This is a genomic window from Albimonas pacifica (genome assembly GCF_900113695.1).
In the GTDB taxonomy this organism is placed as follows: Bacteria; Pseudomonadota; Alphaproteobacteria; order Rhodobacterales; family Rhodobacteraceae; genus Albimonas; species Albimonas pacifica.
Genome location: NZ_FOQH01000010.1, coordinates 199,059 through 216,578, shown reverse-complemented (window position 1 = coordinate 216,578; position 17,520 = coordinate 199,059). Strand labels below are relative to the sequence as shown.

Genomic DNA, 17,520 nt, shown 5'->3' with positions numbered 1-17,520 from the left:
CCCTCCTTACGATTTCTGGAACATGGCGAGCATGCGCCGGGTGACGAGGAAGCCGCCGAAGATGTTGATGCCGGCCATGAACACCGACAGCGCGGCGAGCACGATCACGATCCACGAGCCCGAGCCGATCTGCATCAGCGCGCCCAGGATGATGATCGAGGAGATGGCGTTGGTCACCGCCATCAGCGGCGTGTGCAGCGAATGCGCCACGCCCCAGATCACCTGGAAGCCGACGAAGACCGACAGCACGAAGACGATGAAGTGCTGCATAAAGCTGGCCGGAGCGACCAGGCCCACGCCCAGCAGCAGCGCCGCGCCCACGGCCAGCAGCGTGACCTGGCTGCGGGTCTGCTTCTTGAAGGCGGCGAGCTCGGCGGCCTTCTTCTCCTCGGGGGTCGGCTCCTTCACCTTCTCCTTCGGCTTCGCAGCCGCGATCGCCTTCACCTTGGGGGGCGGCGGCGGGAAGGTGATCTCGCCCTGGTGACACACGGTCGAGCCGCGGATCACGTCGTCGTCCATGTTCACGACCGGCTTGCCGTCCTTCTCGGGCGTCAGGTCGGACATCATGTGGGCGATGTTGGTGCCGTAGAGGTTCGACGACTGGGTCGCCATCCGGCTCGGCAGGTCGGTGTAGCCGATGATGGTGACGCCGTTCTCGGTGACGATCTTGTCGTCGGGCACGGTCAGGTCGCAGTTGCCGCCGCGCTCGGCGGCGAGGTCGACGATGACCGAGCCGTTCTTCATCGCGAGGACCATGTCCTCGGTCCACAGCTTCGGCGCGGGCCGGCCGGGGATCAGCGCCGTCGTGATGACGATGTCGACCTCGGGGGCCTGGGCGCGGAACAGCTCGAGCTGCTTCTCGCGGAACTCAGGGCTGGAGGGGGCCGCGTAGCCGCCCGTGCCGGCGCCGTCCTGGCTGTCCTCGAAGTCGAGGAACAGGAACTCGGCGCCCATGGACTCGATCTGCTCGGCCACCTCGGGGCGCACGTCGAAGGCGCGCACCACGGCGCCCATCGCCTGGGCGGCGCCGATGGCCGCGAGACCCGCGACGCCCGCGCCCACCACCAGGATCTTCGCCGGCGGCACCTTGCCCGCGGCGGTCACCTGGCCGGTGAAGAAGCGGCCGAAGTTGTTCGCCGCCTCGACCACCGCGCGGTAGCCGCCGATGTTGGCCATCGACGACAGCGCGTCCATCTTCTGCGCGCGGCTGATGCGGGGCACCATGTCCATCGCCAGGACGGTCATCCGCTTGGCGTTCAGGGCCGCGAGCATCTCTTCGTTCTGGGCCGGCCAGATGAACGAGATCAGCGTCTTGCCCTCGGGCGCGGCGGCGATCTCCTCGTCCGACGGGGCCCGCACCTTGACGATGACGTCGGCCTGGCTCCACAGGTCCGCGGCGGTCTCGACCACCGTGACGCCGGCCTCGGCATAGGCCTCGTCCTTGAAGCTCGCGGCTTCGCCGGCGCCGCTCTGCACCAGGCACTCGTAGCCCAGCTTCTGCAGGCGCTTCGCGCTTTCTGGCGTGAGGGCGACCCTCTTTTCGCCCTCGAAGATCTCAGCTGGGGCGCCGATCCTCATGCGTCCCTCCTCCATGTTCTCCTCCGGACGCAGCGGCGCCCGGAAGGGAACAGACCTTCCGGGCGCCGCTTTGTCCACCGTCGGTTTGGCCTAGACGTGCGAAACAGGCAAGACGTCCAGACCCCCACTTGCGCAATATTATTGCGCGGCCGTTCGCCGCGGCGCAGCGCCGCTGCGGAAACCGGCGGATTCGTCCGCCCGTTTCCGCAACCGCTCGCGTCGGATTCGCATCAAGGGGCGTCGCTGTCGAGATGCGAAGGAGTCGACGCGCCCGTTTCCGGGGGGTATCATGGCGGAAATTGGGCGCTAAGTTCGCATTCCTTACCGAACGCCCTCCCGTCATCGACCTGTCGCGAACCGCGGGCATCGTGCCATGCCCGCGCAACGATCCGACCGGACCCGCCCGAGCCAGCGGCCGCCAGCGTACCGCGTCCTGTCCCCCACGCGGGATGCGGCCGGCGCAAGCCCCGCGGCGTCCGCCCAATCGAAGGATTTGCCGTCATGACCCTCAAGGCCGTGATCTTCGACGTCGACGGAACCCTCGCCGAGACCGAGGAACTCCACCGCGCCGCCTTCAACGCCGCCTTCGCCGAGGCCGGCCTCGACTGGTCCTGGGACCGCGAGCGCTATCATGAGCTGCTGGCGGTGGAAGGCGGCCTCGCCCGCATGCGCCACTACGCCGAGGCGCACCGCCCCCGCGACCTGACCACCATGGAGCACGCCGGCGACTTCGAGCGCATCCATGAGCGCAAGCAGGCCCTGTTCGTCTCGATGATCGAGGAAGGCGCCGCCCTGCGCCCCGGCGTCGCCCGTCTGCTGGAGGACCTGCGCTCGTCGGGGGTGAAGCTCGCCGCCTGCACCACCTCGTCGCGCGAGACGTTCGAGGCGCTGATCCTCAACGCCTTCGGCTTCGAGGCGCTGGACTGGTTCGCGGTCGTCGTCACCCGCGAGGACGTCGAGACCTCGAAGCCCGATCCCGCCCCCTACCGCCTGACCCTGCAGCGCCTGGGCGTCCCGCCCGAGGCCGCCGTCGCCATCGAGGACAGCGCCCGCGGCGTCGCCTCGGCCAGCGGCGCCGGGCTCGAGGTGCTGGCCGCCCCCGGCCTCTACACCCGCGACGAGGATTTCTCGGGCGCGATGCTGGTGGTCTCCAGCCTCGGCGAGCCGCACACGCCCTTCGAGGTGCTGTCGGGCGACGCGGGGCCGTTCTTCCACGTCACCGCCGACGCGCTCCAGATCTGGCACGCGCGGCGCTGCCACGGCGAGGGCGCGGCGGCCTGAGCCGCGCTCGACGCCGCCCCGCCCCCCTTCCCGGCCGCGCGGCGGGCCTTCCGGCCCCCGCTGCGCGTGCTGCACCGCGGCGGACAGGAACGGTCGCCCTCCTCCCCCCTGCGGCAAGGATCTTGCCGCCGCCTCCGCCGACCGGCGCCGAATGCGGACCGGTCGCATCGCCCTGCGGAACGGGGAGCAATTTACTGCGATCCGCGGCGATCGCCGGTTGATTTCGTCTCCGAAACGTCATTTACGCCGCACCAGCCGCCGCCTAGGCTGCGGTCAGGTCCCTTGCGCATTCGGGAACCAACAGGGAGGTAGGACATGCGCTTTCTCAAGATCGCCGCGACCGCCGCGGCGGCGCTGATGATGACGACCGCCGCTCACGCCGCGTGCGACGCGGGCGAGATGGTCATCAAGTTCAGCCACGTCACCAACACCGACAAGCACCCCAAGGGCATCGCCGCCTCGCTCCTGCAGTCGCGGGTCAACGAGGAGATGAACGGCAAGGCCTGCATGGAGGTCTACGGCAACTCGTCGCTCTACAACGACGACCAGGTGCTCGAGGCGATGCTGAACGGCGACGTCCAGCTCGCCGCGCCGTCGCTGTCGAAGTTCGAGACCTTCACCAAGAAGTTCCGGATCTTCGACCTGCCGTTCATGTTCAAGAACATCGACGCGGTGGACGCCTTCCAGGCCTCCGAGACCGGGCAGGGCCTGCTCGACTCGATGCAGCGGCGCGGCCTGCAGGGGCTCGCCTACTGGCACAACGGCATGAAGCAGATCTCGGCCAACAAGCCGCTGCTGCTGCCCTCCGACGCCAAGGGGCTGAAGTTCCGCGTTCAGCCCTCCGAGGTGCTCAAGGCGCAGTTCGCCGCCCTCGAGGCCAACCCCCAGGCGATGGCCTTCTCCGAGGTCTACGGCGCCCTGCAGACCGGCGTCGTCGACGGGCAGGAGAACACCTGGTCCAACATCTACGGCCAGAAGTTCTTCGAGGTGCAGGACGGCACCACCGAGACCAACCACGGCGTCATCGACTACCTGGTGGTGACCTCGGTCGACTGGCTGGAAGGGCTCGACGCCGACGTGCGCGAGCAGTTCCTGACCATCCTCGACGAGGTGACGGCCGACCGCAACGGCGACAGCTTCCAGGTCAACGAGGAAGCCAAGCAGTCGATCATCGACGCCGGCGGCGAGGTCCGCCAGCTCACCGAAGAGCAGCGCGCCGCCTGGGTCGACGCGATGAAGCCCGTGTGGGCCGAGTTCGAGGGCGACGTGGGGGCCGAGAACATCGAGGCCGCCCAGAAGATCAATGCGTCCATGTAAGAGACCGGACGCCCCCGGCCGCCCTGCGCGGCCCGGGGGCGAACCCGTCCGCATCCATCGCCCGCCCCGACCGGCCCGCCCGGTCGGGGCGGCGCCGTCCGGCGCCGGGACCCTCTGGGAGGAGGCGGCCCCGGCTCGCTCCGGCTCCGGCGGCCGGTCGCGCGGCCTCAAGGCCTCGCGCGCCGCCGCTCCCAAGGGGGGGAGGCCCCATGCACTACAAGGCCCGCACGCCCGCAGGCCGCGCGATCAACGCCGTCGAAGAGACGCTGATCGCCGCGATCCTGGGCGCCATGACGCTGATCACCTTCGCCAACGTGGTCGCGCGATACGTCTTCAACTCCAACATCCTGTGGGCGCTCGAGACCACGTCGTTCCTGTTCGCCTGGCTGGTGCTGCTGGGCGCCAGCTACTGCGTGAAGGTCACCGCCCACCTGGGCGTGGACGCGGTGATCAACATCGTCTCGCCGCCGGTGCGCCGCACGCTGTCGCTGATCTCGGCCGCGATCTGCCTGGCCTTCGCGCTGCTGCTGCTGAAGGGCGCCTGGGACTTCTGGGCCCCCTACGGCGAGATGCAGCCGACCACCGGCCGCTGGTTCCCCACCGGCTTCGCCTCCGCCCGCGGCCAGGGCTGGTACGAGCTCAACGACGTGCCCATGCCCGCCTTCCTCAACCCGCTCTTCGCCGAGTGGTTCAACGAGGGCGAGGCCTACGAGAAGCTGCCCCGCCTGGTGCCCTACGTCATCCTTCCGATCTCGATGCTGCTGCTGGTGCTGCGCTTCGCCCAGGCGGGATGGGAGCTGCTGACCGGCGAGCGCGCCACCCTGATCGCCTCCCACGAGGCCGAGGAGGCGGTCGAGGACGCCCGCTCCCACCACGCCATCCCCGATCCCGGCGCCGCCGATCCGCTGCACCACCACGATCCCGCGCATCGCCGCGGCCCGACGGAGCGCTGAGACCATGGAAGTCGCCATCCTCTTCGCGGTCGTCGTGGGCCTGCTGCTGATCGGCGTGCCGATCGCGGTGGCGCTGGGCGTGTCCTCGACCCTGTTCCTGCTGGTGCTGTCGGACAGCTCGCTCGCCTCCATCGCCCAGACCCTCTACAACGCCATGGCGGGCCACTACACGCTGCTCGCCATCCCCTTCTTCGTGCTGGCCTCGACCTTCATGTCGACGGGGGGCGTGGCGAGCCGGATCATCCGCTTCTCCATCGCCTGCGTCGGCCAGTTCCGCGGCGGCCTCGCCATCGCGGGCGTCTTCGCCTGCATGCTGTTCGCCGCCCTTTCGGGCTCGTCCCCCGCGACGGTCGTGGCCATCGGCGGCATCGTCATCGCGGGCATGCAGCAGGTGGGCTACACGAAAAGCTTCGCCGCCGGCGTGATCTGCAACGCGGGCACGCTGGGCATCCTGATCCCGCCCTCGATCGTGATGGTGGTCTACGCGGCCGCCACCGACGTCTCGGTCGGGCGCATGTTCCTCGCGGGCGTGATCCCGGGGCTGGTGGCGGGCCTGATGCTGATGATCGGCATCTACGTCGCGGCCCGGGTCCAGAACCTGCCCAAGGGCGACTGGCTGGGCTGGGGCGAGGTCTTCGCCTCCGCCCGCGACGCCGGCTGGGGCCTGTTCCTGATCGTGATCATCCTGGGCGGCATCTACGGCGGCATCTTCACCCCGACCGAGGCCGCGGCCGTCGCCGCGATCTACGCCTTCCTGATCGCGAACTTCATCTACCGCGACATGGGCCCGCTGAAGGCGACCACCGAGGACGGCGCGCCGGTCGCCTTCTACCGCAAGCCCTGGACGGCGCTGACGGTCTGGGTCCACCCCGACACGCGCGACGCGCTGTTCGAGGGGGGCAAGCTGACGGTGACGCTGCTGTTCATCATCGCCAACGCGCTGATCCTCAAGCACGTTCTGACCGACGAGCAGATCCCCCAGGCCATCGCCACCTCGATGCTGGACGCGGGCTTCGGGCCGATCATGTTCCTGATCATCGTGAACCTGATCCTGCTGATCGGCGGCCAGTTCATGGAGCCGTCGGGCCTGATCATCATCGTGGCCCCGCTGGTCTTCCCCATCGCGATCAGCCTCGGGATCGACCCGATCCATCTCGGCATCATCATGGTGGTGAACATGGAGATCGGCATGATCACCCCGCCGGTGGGCCTGAACCTCTTCGTCACCTCGGGCGTGGCGGGCATGGCGATGTGGGACGTGGTGAAGGCGGCGCTGCCCTGGCTGGGCATCCTCTTCATCTTCCTGATCATGGTCACCTACATCCCGGGCATGAGCACCTTCCTGCCCACCTACTTCATGGGCCCGGAGCTGATCACCCGCTGAGCCGACGCGGACGAAAGCGAAAGGGCGCGACGGTCCCCCCGTCGCGCCCTTTCTCATCTCCGCCGACCGCCCGCCGCAGGCGCCCCTCGCCCCAGGCCCTGCCGGGAGCGCCTGTTCTCCGGAGCCGTCCGTCGCTGGCGGCCAACGGAGCGACTCGCCCCCTCCGGTCAAGGATCGCGCAGCGACCCCCGAAGGGGGCTTGTCCTTGACCGGCGGGGGCGAGTCGCTCAGGCAGGCCAGAAGCGATGGACGGCTCCGGAGAGCAGGCGCGCGCCTTGTTCTTTGGTGAGTCAGGAGCCCGCCGCAGGCTCCCGACCCGTCACGATCCGGCCCTGGCCTTCCCACCGGCGCGCCGCAGCCAGGCCCGCCCGCAGGGCGCCTGTAGTCCGGTCCTCGCCGGAGGCGTCAGACCTCGCCCACCAGGATCTCCCGCTTGCCGACCTTGTTGGCCGGCGTCACCACGCCCTGCTCCTCCATCTGCTCCACGAGCCGTGCCGCCCGCTGGTAGCCGATGGCGAGCTTGCGCTGGATGTAGGAGGTCGAGCACTTGCGGTCCCGCGCCACGATCGCCACCGCGCGGTCGTAGAGGTCGGCCTCGGAGTCGTCGCCCGAGCCCAGCCCCAGCACCGCGTCGATGTCGGCCGCGTTCTCCTCGTCGGGGCCGTCGGTGACGCCGCTGAGGTATTCCGGCTCGCCCTGGGACTTGAGGTGCATCACCACCTCCTCGACCTCCTCGTCGGAGACGAAGGGCCCGTGCACGCGCGTCACCCGACCGCCGCCGGCCATGTAGAGCATGTCGCCCATGCCCAGCAGCTGCTCGGCGCCCTGCTCGCCCAGGATGGTGCGGCTGTCGATCTTCGAGGTCACCTGGAACGAGATCCGGGTGGGGAAGTTCGCCTTGATCGTGCCGGTGATGACGTCGACCGAGGGGCGCTGCGTCGCCATGATCAGGTGGATGCCCGAGGCGCGGGCCATCTGCGCCAGGCGCTGGATGCAGGCCTCGATCTCCTTGCCCGCGACCATCATCAGGTCGGCCATCTCGTCGACCACGACGACGATGAAGGGCAGCTCCTCGGGCTCGAACTCCTGGGTCTCGATGATCGGCTCGCCGGTGTCGGGGTCGAAGCCGGTCTGCACGGACCGCGTGAAGGCCTCGCCGCGGGACTGGGCGTCGCGGACGCGCTGGTTGTAGCCCTCGATGTTGCGCACGCCCATGCGCGACATCTTGCGGTAACGGTCCTCCATCTCGGCGACCGTCCACTTCAGCGCGACCACCGCCTTCTTGGGGTCCGTCACCACCGGGCTCAGCAGATGCGGGATGCCGTCGTAGACCGACAGCTCCAGCATCTTGGGGTCGATCATGATCATCCGGCACTCCTTCGGCGACAGCCGGTAGAGCAGCGACAGGATCATCACGTTGATCGCCACCGACTTGCCCGAGCCGGTGGTGCCCGCGATCAGCAGGTGCGGCATCCGCGCCAGGTTCGCCACCATCGGCGCCCCGGCGATGTCCTTGCCCAGCGCGATCAGCAGCTTCTCCTTGGCATCCCCGAAGGACTTGGCCGCGAACAGCTCGCGGAGCAGCACCTTCTCGCGCACCTCGTTGGGCAGCTCGATGCCGATGATCGAGCGGCCCGGAACCGTGGACACGCGCGCCGCCAGCGCCGACATCGACCGCGCGATGTCGTCGGCCAGGCCGATCACGCGGCTCGCCTTCAGGCCCGGCGCCGGCTCCAGCTCGTACATCGTCACGACCGGCCCGGGCGAGACCTTCACGATCTCCCCGCGGATGCCGTAGTCGTCCAGCACCGCCTCGAGCATCCGCGCGTTCTCCTCCAGCGCCTCGGTCGAGTGCTGGGGGCGGGAGATCTCGCGCGGGCTCTGCAAGAGCGACAGCGGCGGGCAGGACCAGGCCGCGTCCTCGGAGAGGTCGTCGAACTCGAACTTCGGCTGCGCCTCGGCCTCGGCCCGGCGGCTGACCGGGACCTTCTTCACCGGCGCGGCGACCTCCGCCCGCGGCTGCGGGATCGGCGCCGGCGCCATGGCGCGGGGGACGGGCGCGGGCTCGTAGTCGTCATAGTCGTCGCGATCGTCGTAGAGGACCTCGTCCGCCTCCGGCTCCGGCTCGCGGCGGGTCATCGGGCCGGGCTCGATGCGCCTGGCGGCCGAGCGGATGCGGTCCAGCACGCTCGGCTCCCGCGCGGGAGGCTCGTCGTCGAGCGCCGAGCCCAGCTTCGGCGTGCGGCGGCGCGAGGTGAGGGGCGGCTCGTCCTCCTCCTCTTCCTCCTCCTCGTCGAAGGATCCGGCCGGCTCCCGCCGCGCCGCGCCATAGGGCTCGGGCGGGGCCACGCGGGCCGAGCGCGGGCGCGCCATGCGCCGCGCGGCGCCGCCGGCGGCGAGGCCCAGCAGACCCAGCGCCGTGCGCATCGCCCAGCCCAGGCCCGAGGCCAGCCAGCGCACCAGCTCGGCGGCCTCGGCCGTGTCCATGCCCAGCGCGAGCCCCCCCAGCGCCAGGGTCGCGGCCAACAGCCCGACCGAGAGCATCGGCAGCGCGATCTCCAGCCCCCAGGGCATGTAGGCGACCAGCGTGCGGTCGGCGCCGTCGCCGATCAGCCCGCCCAGCCCGTAGGGATGCGGCCAGGCCTCCGGCGGCACGTGGGCCGAGAGGCACGCGGCCGCGGCCAGGATCGCGAAGGGCGCCACCAGCAGGCGCGACCAGGCCCGCCACTCGCCCTCATGGGTCACCAGCCGCCAGCCCCAGACGCCGGGCAGCAGCACCAGCGACCAGGCCGCCAGCCCCAGCGTGCGCATCAGCGGGTCGGCCAGGTAGGCCCCCGGCAGCCCCAGCCAGTTCGACGGCGCCCCGTCCGAGGCGTTGAAGAAGCTGGGGTCGTTGGGATCGTAGCTCGCCAGCATCATCGCGGCGACGACCGCCAGCAGGCACAGGGCCAGGCCCGCGCCCTCCATGAAGCGGCGGCCGATGGCCTCGGACCAGCTTTCCGGCAGGAAGGCGTCGCGGCCGCCGAAGTCGTCGTCGAGGTCGGAGCGGGAGAAGAACGCCATCTGTGTGCCTGTCATCCTGTCGTTGCAGCCGCGCGCCCGGGCCGGCCCCGTCATGGGGCGGGCGGCGCGCCGGCCGGTCTCAGCCCAGCGCCTCGCGGATCAGGGTCAGCCCCCGCTCGACGTCCTCCACGGATTCCACCAGGGCGATGCGCACATAGGCCTCGCCCGGATCGCCGCCGCCCAGCCAGTCGGGCGAGGGGCGCGAGAGATAGGCCCCCGGCAACACCCGCACCCCGGTCTCCTTCCACAGGTGCAGGGTCGCGGCCTCGCCGTCCCCCCACTTCGCGGAGACGTCGAGCCACAGGAAGAACCCCGCCTCGGGCGGGCGGTAGCCCTCCATGTTCCCCAGGATCCGGTCCGCCATGGCGAACTTCTCGTGGTAGAGCGCGCGGGAGGCGTCCACATGCGCCTCGTCCCGCCACACGGCGGCCGAGGCCATCTGGATCGGCCCCGGCAGCGGCGCCCCGGTATAGGCCCGCAGTTTTCTCATGGCCGCGATGGCCTTCGGACCGCCCGCGCAGAAGCCCGAGCGCAGACCCGGCAGGTTCGAGCGCTTGGACAGCGAGTGGAACGCCAGAACCCGCTCGGGGTCGGCGCCCATCTCCTGGCTGGCCTGCAAGGCCGAGGGCGGGGGCGCGTCGCGCCAGATCTCGGAATAGCATTCGTCGGCGAAGACGAAGAAGTCGTGCTGTTCGGCGAGCGCGATCAGCCCCTTCCACCGCTCCATCCCCGCCACCACCCCCTGCGGGTTGGCGGGCGAGCACAGGTAGACCGCCGCGGTGCGCGCCAGCAGGTCCTCGGGCAGGCTCTCGAAGTCGGGCAGGAAGCCGCTTTCCGGCGTCGCGGGCACGTAGATCGGCTCGGCCCCGGCCGCGAGCGCGGCGACGGCGTAGCACTGGTAGAACGGGTTGGGGATCAGCACCGCCGGGCGCTGGCCGTTCTTGCGCTCGGGCACCAGCGCCAGGCAGGCCGCGAACAGCCCCTCGCGCGTGCCGTTCAGCGGGAACACGTGCCGCTCGGGGTCCGCGCGGTCCCCGGCGATCCCGAAGCGGCTTTGCAGCCAGCCCGCGATCGCCTCGCGCAGCTCCGGATAGCCCTCGTTCGGGGGGTATCGTCCGTAGAGGTCGTGGTGGCGCGCAAGCTCCTCGCCCAGGAAGGGCGGCAGCGGATGGCGCGGTTCGCCCAGCGACATGGGAAGCAGGGGACCGCCGGCGGGGGTCCCCTCCAACAGGGCGCGGAGCCGCGGAAACGCGTACTCCGGCAGGTCCGAGAATCGCTCGGGCTGCTGCATCTTGCCTGGCCTCATTCCGACGGGGCCGTCATTTGGCGCGGCCCTCGTTCGGGGAAAAGATACCTTGCGCAGGGGGATGCGTCCAGTTTTGGATGGCGTGCATGAACGTGTCGGAAATCCCGAGGCCCGAGCGCGCCCGCCAGGCCCCCCCGGTCGACGTCCCGGTCCTGACCTGGTGGGCCAGCATCTACCCCCACGCCTTCGTCGCGCCGAATCCGTTCTACCGCCTGCCCCTGCCCGGCGCCTTCGGCGAAGGGGCCTGGTCGTTCGCCCCCGTCGACCACCCCGACGGCATCGACGACCCCGACGAGGTCCACGAGGCCTTCGAGGCCCGCGCCAAGGCCTCCGCCCACACCCTCTCCTGGCCCGAAGCCCGCGCGCGGGCCGCGCCGGAGGCCCCGCCCGAGCTCTCCGACCGCGCCGCCTGGCTGCTGGCGATCCAGGGCCACGCGCCCGCCCGCGGCCCCGAACTCCTCGCCCTCCAGCACCGCCTCGAGGCGTGGATGCAGGCCGAGCGCTGGTTCCTGCCGACCGACGGCCGCCTGCCCCCTGCCGGCGAGCCCGCAATCGGCCGCTTCCTGGAGGCGCTCGGCGCCCACGAGGTCCTCGCGATCAGCGAGTTCGACGAGGTCTCGACCTCCATCCCCGTCTCGGCCCTCCGGCCCGGCGCCCCGGCCCTGCGTCTGACCCGACGCCTCCCCGACGGGCGGGAGCAGGGGCGCCCGGTCGACCGCCTGCACCTCCCCGACCCGGGCGTCCTCCTCGCCTGGGGCTTCGACTGCGCCGAGGCGCTGATCGGGATGACCGACGCGGCCCTCTCCCGCGCCCGTCCCGACGCGTTCTTCGAGGCCCGGCCGCTCGGCCCCGACGCCTTCTGCGACGTCTTCAACCCCCCGGATTTCCTGCGCCCCGCCCGCTGAGCCGCCCGCCCAGCCGCCCGCCGAGCCGCCCCCCGACCGCAGGTCGACACCGGCCGCGCAGCGGCCGGCTCCCCGGCCCGCGCAGGCTTGCCCGGCCGGCGTCGGCCGGCCGCCGGCGCCCCGGGCATGCCCCTTGGGCGCCCTTGAAACGCCTTGCGGAGGCACGACCTCTGCTGCGAGCGCCCCAGATCCGGAGATCGCACCCGGAGACCTCGACCGGAGACCCCGATGACCCACGCCGCCGCCGCCGATTCCGCCCCGCAGGGCCCGGAGTCCGGCCCGATCTCGACCGTCCTCGACCGCATCGAGGAGACCGCCCGGCAGGAGAAGCCCTCCGCCGGCGAGGTGATCGACGCCGTGGGCCAGCACTCCACCGTGACCCTGCTGCTGGTCCCGGCGCTGGTGGTGGTCACGCCGCTCTCGGGGGTGCCGCTGCTGTCGTCGATCTGCGGGCTGACCATCGCGCTGATCAGCCTGGCGGGGCTGCTGGGGCGCAGCCACGTGTGGCTGCCCGGCTTCGTCACCCGCCGACGGATCGAGGGCAGGCGCCTCTCCGAGGCGGTCGACTGGCTCCGCCGCCCCGTCGGCTGGATCGAGCGGCGCACCCGCCGCCGCCTCCCCGGCCTGGTGAACCCGCCCTTCGACCGGCTGCTTCTGGCGCTGTGCCTGCTCTGCGGCCTGGCGATGCCGGTCCTGGAACTGGTGCCCTTCACCTCCTCCTTCCTCGGCGGCGCCGTGGCGCTGCTGGCGATCTCGATCGTCGCCCGCGACGGCCTGTTCGCGAGCCTCGCCTTCATCGTGATGGCCGCCGTCTTCGCGACCCCCGTGATCCTGCTCGCCTCCGGCGGCGTCTGACCCTCCCGACGCCCGCCCCAGGCGCCCCCGGCCGGCCCCGAGCCCTGCCGGGAGCGCCTGTTCTCCGGAGCCGTCCGTCGCTGATGCCGTAAGAGCGGCTCGCCCGCTCCGGTCAAGGATCGCGAAGCGACCCGGCGCAGCCGGGCTTGTCCTTGACCGGGGCGGGCGAGTCGCTCAGGCATCGTCAGCGACGGACGGATCCGGAGGACAGGCGCGGCCCTGTTCTCGGGTGAGTCCAGAAGCGGCCCCCGCGGGCGCCCGCCCGCCGCGCGCAAGGCGCGCGCATGGCCGAGCGAGCCCCGCCTCGCGAGGCCCGCCCCAGGCGCCCCCGCCCGCCATGCGCCGCGAGCCGAACGGCCCCCGCCGGCGCCCCGCCCGACGCGGCGCCTCCCGCCCGCGAACGCGAAAGGGCCGCGCGATGCGCGGCCCTTGCAGTCTTCCGATCCGGTTCGGCGAAGATCAGTTCTTCGCGTAGAACTCGACGACCAGGTTCGGCTCCATCTGCACCGGGTAGGGCACGTCGCCCAGCGACGGGGTGCGCACGAAGGAGGCGGTCATCTTCGAGTGATCGACCTCGAGGTAGTCGGGCACGTCGCGCTCCGAGCTCTCGGCGGCGGCCATCACCAGCTCGAGCTGGCGGGACTTCTCCTTGACCGCGACCACGTCGCCCTCCTTCACGCGGTAGGAGGGGATGTTCACGCGGCGCCCGTTCACGGTCACGTGGCCGTGGTTCACGAACTGGCGGGCGGCGAAGATCGTCGGCACGAACTTGGCGCGGTAGACCACCGCGTCCAGGCGCCGCTCCAGCAGGCCGATCAGCAGATCGCCGGTGTCGCCGCGCAGACGCTCGGCCTCGGCGTAGATGCGACGGAACTGCTTCTCGGTGATGTCGCCGTAGTAGCCCTTCAGCTTCTGCTTGGCGCGCAGCTGCACGCCGAAGTCCGAGAGCTTGCCCTTGCGGCGCTGGCCGTGCTGGCCGGGGCCGTACTCGCGGCGGTTCACCGGGGACTTGGGACGGCCCCAGATGTTCTCGCCCATGCGGCGGTCGATCTTGTATTTCGCGGACGTGCGCTTGGTCATCGCAGTCGCTCCTCTGACAGGTCTCGCAATCGCGCGCCCTCCTCTGCGCCTCTCCCCGGGGAGAGGGCCGACAGGCCGGCCTGCGGACAGGACGGACCTCGGGCGGCGGTCCGGGCGGGGTCGCGCCGGACCCGCGCCTTTTACGCCCGGAGCGCCGCGAGTCAACCGCCGCCGCGCCCGCGCGCCTGCGGATCCCGCCCGCGCCTGACCTGGATCAAGGCGGCGCGCGGCCGACTCGCCGATCCTCCGCCCGGCGCCGACGACCGGAGGGCGCCCGTCCGCCGGTCCCGCGATCGCGGCCCCCGGGCCGGCCCCGTCGGGCCGCCCGGCCGGCCGCGGCCTCGCCCGCTCCCGGGCGGGGGCGCGCCTATCGAGGGGAGACGCCCCATGGCGATCAAGAACATTCTCGTCTGCTGGACCGGCCTGCCGGGCGCCGAGGACGCCCTGCGCCTCGCCGCCCTGATGGCGCGCAGGCACGACGCCCACCTGACCGGGATGCTGGTCCACGGGACCAGCCGCGCCGCCGCCGCGCTGGGTCCCTGGATCCCCTCCGGCGCCGCCGACCCCCTGCTTGCGGCCGAGCGCGAGCGCCGCGCCGCCATCGCCGCCGCCTTCCATGAGCTGACCCGCGAGCTGGAGCGCGACCGCCCCGGCAAGACCCATTACGTCGAGATCGCGGGCGAGCCCGACGCGGGCCTGATCGAGGCCGCGCGCGTCTACGACATCGTGGTGGTCGGCCGCGACGAGGCGGACGGCGACAGTCTTCACCTCGCGCCGCATCCCGACCTCCTGGCGCTGCGCTGCGGGCGCCCGGTGCTGATCGTGCCGCCCGGCTGCCGGATCGAGCGGCTGGCCGACCGCGCCATCCTCGCCTGGGACGGCGGCAAGGCGGCGGCGCGGGCGCTCTCGGACGCGATGGCGATCCTGGAGACGCAGGCCCATGTCTCGGTGGTCACCGTCGGCGATCCCGACGCCGCCCGCGGGAGCGAGGGCCGCGACGTCGTCGCCCATCTCGCCCGCCACGGCATCCAGGCCGACCTGCGCCGGGCCGAGCGCGGCCCGGGCGGCGTCGCCGCCGCCCTGCGCGCGGCGCTGGCCGAGCAGCGCTCGGGCCTGCTGGTGATGGGCGCCTACGAGCATTCGCGCCTCGCCGAGGAGATCCTGGGCGGCGTCACCCGCCGGATCCTCGCCGAGCTCGACGTCCCCGTCCTGATGGCCCACTGACCGCCGCCCCCGGGCGCCGCGCCGAGCGCCGCTGCGCGGTGGGCCGGCCTCTGTCCGCGCAGCCCGCCCGGCAGCGGCGGCGCGGCGGCGCTCCACGCTCGCCGCTTGCGGGCTGGGCCGGCGGTCCTCTGCGCTCCCCCCGGGGGCGCCGAGGGCCCGCCCTCCCCGCGCCCCGCCCGCGGGCGGCGGCGCGGCGCAGGGGCCGGTCCGTCTCCCCGGGCGGCCACGGAATCCCCGATCCCCGCGGTGCAGCGCCGGGACCGGGGGTCGCAGGCGGGCCGCCGCAAGCCCGCTTGCCGGCCTCGCCCCCCCGGGCGAGCATGCCCCCGGTCCCCTGCCCGGACCGGGGGCTCCGCCTTCCGGGGCCCGGCGCCGGGCCGGCCGCCGGGACGCCCGCCGCGCGTCTGCGCCTGCGCCCTGCCCCTCCTCCTCGGGCTCGGAACCGGGACCGGGCGAGCCTGGGGCGCGGGGCGACGCCGGGGCGACTGCATCGAAAGGGCCCGCATGCTCGACCGCGACCAGACCGTCCGCCTGCTCTCCGCCCTGGTGCGGGCCGAGAGCCCGGATCCCCCGGGCGACGAGACCCGGGTCTGCGCCGTGCTCGCCGCCGAGCTGCGCGCCCTGGGCTTCGCGCCCGAGATCGAGGAATTCGCCCCCGGCCGCTTCAACCTGCTCGTGCGTCTTCGCGGCGACGGCTCGCGCCCCGGCCTGGTCTTCTCCGCCCACATGGACACGCTGCCGCCGGGCGAGGGGGACTGGGCGCGCGATCCGTACTCGGGCCACGACGACGGGGCCCGCGTGCACGGGCGCGGCACGGCGGACATGAAGGCGGGGCTGGCGGCGCTGGTCTCGGCCCTGACCGACCTCGCCCGCGCGGCGCGCGACGGCGAGGCCGGGCGCGGCCCGCGCCTGCGCGGCGACCTGGTGCTGGCGGCGACGGGGGGCGAGAGCTCGAACTGCCTCGGCGCCCGGCGGCTGGTCGAGCGGCGGGCGCTCGACGGCGCGGCGGGGCTGCTGGTGGCCGAGCCGACCTCGCTGGACCTGGTGACGGCGACCACGGCGGCGCTGTGGCTGCGGGTCACGGCGCGGGGGCGGGCGGGGCACGGCTCGGGCGGGCCCGCGGGCGACGCCGAGGGCGGCGCGAACGCGATCGCGGCGATGCTCGAGGCCCTGCCCGGCCTGCCGGCGCTGCTGCCGGCGCAGACGCATCCGCTGCTCGGCGGGGCCACGCTGAGCGTGGGGCGGATCGCGGGCGGGACGGCGATCAACCTCGCCGCCGACCGCTGCACGGCGGAGCTCGACCTGCGCCTGCCCCCCGCGGCGGACGCGCCGGCGCTGGAGGCGGCGATCCGCGCCCGCCTCGGTCCCGGCTTCACGGTCGAGCGGCTGGATTTCAAGCCCGGGGTCGAGAGCCCGGCCGACGCGCCGCTGGCCGCGGCCGTTCTGGCCGCGGCGCAGGCCGAGCGCGGCCGGCCGCTGGCCCCGCGCGGGGCGCGCTATTTCACCGACGCCTGCGTGCTGGCCCCGGCCTTCGGGCTGGAGACGGCGACGCTGGGTCCGGGGGCGCTGGGAGCCTCCGGCGCGCTGGACGAGAGCGTGGCGGTCGCCGACATGCTGGCCGCCGCGCGGATCCACGCCGCGGCCGCACGGGCGATGCTGCTGGACTGAAGCGCCGGCGGCGGGCGGCGGAGGCGCCGCGTCGACCCGCGCGCCCGGCCGGGCGCCTCCGCCCGCGGCGCGCGGCTGCCGGCCCGCCCGGGGCGACCGCCGCCGGCCGCGAGGGCGCGCCGGACGCCCCGGGCCCTGCCCGGCCCGCCGCGGCGGCGCCTGCGGCCGGCGCCGCCCCGACCCTGCGGCCGGGCGCCCCCGGCCGGCGTCGGGGCCCCGGCCCCGCCCTCCCGCCCGGAGCTCCGCCCCGGGTCCCGGCCCGCCCCGACGCGCCCCGCCGGTCCCGCGCCGCGGGTCCGACGCCCGCCCCGGGCGCGGGGGAGACGCGGCGCGCCCGCGGCGTCGCCGCGGGCCCCCGGCCCCGGGAAACGCTGGCCTCGCCGAGGCAAACCCGTCATTCTGAACGACGGGCCGCGGCGATGCGCGCCTCTAGAACCCCGGTGCAGGCCGGCGTATTCCTCGACCCGGCCGGCCCCGCGCCGGCGCCCGAGGAGCCGCCGACCCGACCGACCACGAACGGAGCGCCCGCCGACCGCCAGCCGAGCCAGACCGCCCCGCGCCCCAGCCGGCCGCCGCCCAGGCGCCGCCGAGGGCGCCCGCCGGCCCAGACCCGACCGACCGTCTCCGCGCCCGACCCCGCCCGCAGCCGACCGTCCCGCCCGAACCGCCGCCCGCCTCATGTCCGCCGCCCGCCGATCCGACCCGACCTGCCGCCGCGATCCGCCGCCCGCCCGTCGTCCGCAAGCCGCCCCGACCGCCGCCTTCCGACCCTCCGCCGACCCCACGCGCCGCGCCCGCAAGACCCCCGCCCGCACCTCCGCCCCGACCTCCGCCGCCCGCCCGCCCCTTCCGCAGCCGTCCGCCCCCGGAGCCCGCCCGCGTTGATCGACTTCCTGCTCGCTCATG

The 17,520-nt window shown here is 73.4% G+C and carries 12 protein-coding genes; 8 read left to right on the top strand and 4 right to left on the bottom strand.

Going from position 1 to position 17,520, the window contains the following annotated elements; genetic code table 11:
* Positions 1–6: 6 nt before the first annotated feature.
* A complete protein-coding gene (locus BM064_RS21315) occupies positions 7–1,578 on the bottom strand; it encodes a Re/Si-specific NAD(P)(+) transhydrogenase subunit alpha (RefSeq protein ID WP_092863592.1) in 1,572 nt (523 codons plus the stop codon).
* Between the two features lie 501 nt (positions 1,579–2,079).
* Here BM064_RS21315 and BM064_RS21310 point away from each other — a divergent pair.
* The 4 genes from BM064_RS21310 (at position 2,080) to BM064_RS21295 (ending at position 6,513) form a co-directional block, all read left to right on the top strand.
* Positions 2,080–2,859, top strand: a complete 780-nt coding sequence (locus BM064_RS21310; protein ID WP_092863589.1) for an HAD-IA family hydrolase — start codon at positions 2,080–2,082, stop codon at positions 2,857–2,859.
* Positions 2,860–3,174: 315 nt separating this feature from the next.
* Positions 3,175–4,176 carry a DctP family TRAP transporter solute-binding subunit gene (locus BM064_RS21305; protein ID WP_092863586.1) on the top strand — a complete coding sequence of 334 codons (1,002 nt, stop codon included), beginning with the start codon at positions 3,175–3,177 and terminating at the stop codon, positions 4,174–4,176.
* Positions 4,177–4,385: 209 nt separating this feature from the next.
* On the top strand, positions 4,386–5,129 hold the full coding sequence (locus tag BM064_RS21300) for a TRAP transporter small permease (protein ID WP_092863583.1): 744 nt from the start codon (positions 4,386–4,388) through the stop codon (positions 5,127–5,129).
* A gap of 4 nt (positions 5,130–5,133) precedes the next feature.
* Complete coding sequence (locus BM064_RS21295) at positions 5,134–6,513, top strand: TRAP transporter large permease (protein ID WP_092863580.1); 1,380 nt, start codon at positions 5,134–5,136, stop codon at positions 6,511–6,513.
* 405 nt (positions 6,514–6,918) lie between these two features.
* Here BM064_RS21295 and BM064_RS21290 read toward each other — a convergent pair whose 3' ends face one another.
* Together BM064_RS21290 and BM064_RS21285 are read right to left on the bottom strand one after the other, a co-directional pair.
* The gene (locus BM064_RS21290) at positions 6,919–9,576 is read right to left on the bottom strand and encodes a DNA translocase FtsK (RefSeq protein WP_245779239.1); all 2,658 of its coding nucleotides are present in this window, start codon (positions 9,574–9,576) and stop codon (positions 6,919–6,921) included.
* 79 nt (positions 9,577–9,655) lie between these two features.
* Positions 9,656–10,867 (bottom strand): aminotransferase class I/II-fold pyridoxal phosphate-dependent enzyme, encoded by a 1,212-nt coding sequence (locus BM064_RS21285; RefSeq protein WP_092863577.1) that lies wholly within the window; start codon positions 10,865–10,867, stop codon positions 9,656–9,658.
* 101 nt (positions 10,868–10,968) lie between these two features.
* Here BM064_RS21285 and BM064_RS21280 point away from each other — a divergent pair, with 101 nt between their 5' ends.
* The gene (locus BM064_RS21280; RefSeq protein WP_092863574.1) at positions 10,969–11,787 is read left to right on the top strand and encodes a hypothetical protein; all 819 of its coding nucleotides are present in this window, start codon (positions 10,969–10,971) and stop codon (positions 11,785–11,787) included.
* A 228-nt stretch (positions 11,788–12,015) separates the two neighbouring features.
* Complete coding sequence (locus BM064_RS21275; protein WP_092863571.1) at positions 12,016–12,642, top strand: exopolysaccharide biosynthesis protein; 627 nt, start codon at positions 12,016–12,018, stop codon at positions 12,640–12,642.
* 459 nt (positions 12,643–13,101) lie between these two features.
* On the opposite strand, the gene rpsD is transcribed toward BM064_RS21275, so the two are convergent.
* A complete protein-coding gene (rpsD, locus tag BM064_RS21270; RefSeq protein WP_092863568.1) occupies positions 13,102–13,722 on the bottom strand; it encodes a 30S ribosomal protein S4 in 621 nt (206 codons plus the stop codon).
* A gap of 387 nt (positions 13,723–14,109) precedes the next feature.
* Between rpsD and BM064_RS21265 the strand changes: the two genes are divergently transcribed.
* Together BM064_RS21265 and BM064_RS21260 are read left to right on the top strand one after the other, a co-directional pair.
* Positions 14,110–14,946, top strand: coding sequence for a universal stress protein (locus BM064_RS21265; protein ID WP_092863565.1), 837 nt, complete (start codon positions 14,110–14,112; stop codon positions 14,944–14,946).
* 504 nt (positions 14,947–15,450) lie between these two features.
* Entirely contained in the window at positions 15,451–16,614 is a 1,164-nt protein-coding gene (locus tag BM064_RS21260) for a M20/M25/M40 family metallo-hydrolase (protein ID WP_092863562.1), read from the top strand.
* Positions 16,615–17,520: the final 906 nt, after the last annotated feature.

What these genes read in the sequence shown, in the direction of transcription:
- BM064_RS21285 (WP_092863577.1), bottom strand. Translation starts at nt 10,867, where the DNA reads ATGCAGCAGCCCGAGCGATTCTCGGACCTGCCGGAGTACGCGTTTCCG.
- BM064_RS21275 (WP_092863571.1), top strand. Translation starts at nt 12,016, where the DNA reads ATGACCCACGCCGCCGCCGCCGATTCCGCCCCGCAGGGCCCGGAGTCC.
- BM064_RS21315 (WP_092863592.1), bottom strand. Translation starts at nt 1,578, where the DNA reads ATGAGGATCGGCGCCCCAGCTGAGATCTTCGAGGGCGAAAAGAGGGTC.
- BM064_RS21290 (WP_245779239.1), bottom strand. Translation starts at nt 9,576, where the DNA reads ATGGCGTTCTTCTCCCGCTCCGACCTCGACGACGACTTCGGCGGCCGC.
- BM064_RS21265 (WP_092863565.1), top strand. Translation starts at nt 14,110, where the DNA reads ATGGCGATCAAGAACATTCTCGTCTGCTGGACCGGCCTGCCGGGCGCC.
- BM064_RS21300 (WP_092863583.1), top strand. Translation starts at nt 4,386, where the DNA reads ATGCACTACAAGGCCCGCACGCCCGCAGGCCGCGCGATCAACGCCGTC.
- BM064_RS21260 (WP_092863562.1), top strand. Translation starts at nt 15,451, where the DNA reads ATGCTCGACCGCGACCAGACCGTCCGCCTGCTCTCCGCCCTGGTGCGG.
- rpsD (WP_092863568.1), bottom strand. Translation starts at nt 13,722, where the DNA reads ATGACCAAGCGCACGTCCGCGAAATACAAGATCGACCGCCGCATGGGC.
- BM064_RS21305 (WP_092863586.1), top strand. Translation starts at nt 3,175, where the DNA reads ATGCGCTTTCTCAAGATCGCCGCGACCGCCGCGGCGGCGCTGATGATG.
- BM064_RS21280 (WP_092863574.1), top strand. Translation starts at nt 10,969, where the DNA reads ATGAACGTGTCGGAAATCCCGAGGCCCGAGCGCGCCCGCCAGGCCCCC.
- BM064_RS21310 (WP_092863589.1), top strand. Translation starts at nt 2,080, where the DNA reads ATGACCCTCAAGGCCGTGATCTTCGACGTCGACGGAACCCTCGCCGAG.
- BM064_RS21295 (WP_092863580.1), top strand. Translation starts at nt 5,134, where the DNA reads ATGGAAGTCGCCATCCTCTTCGCGGTCGTCGTGGGCCTGCTGCTGATC.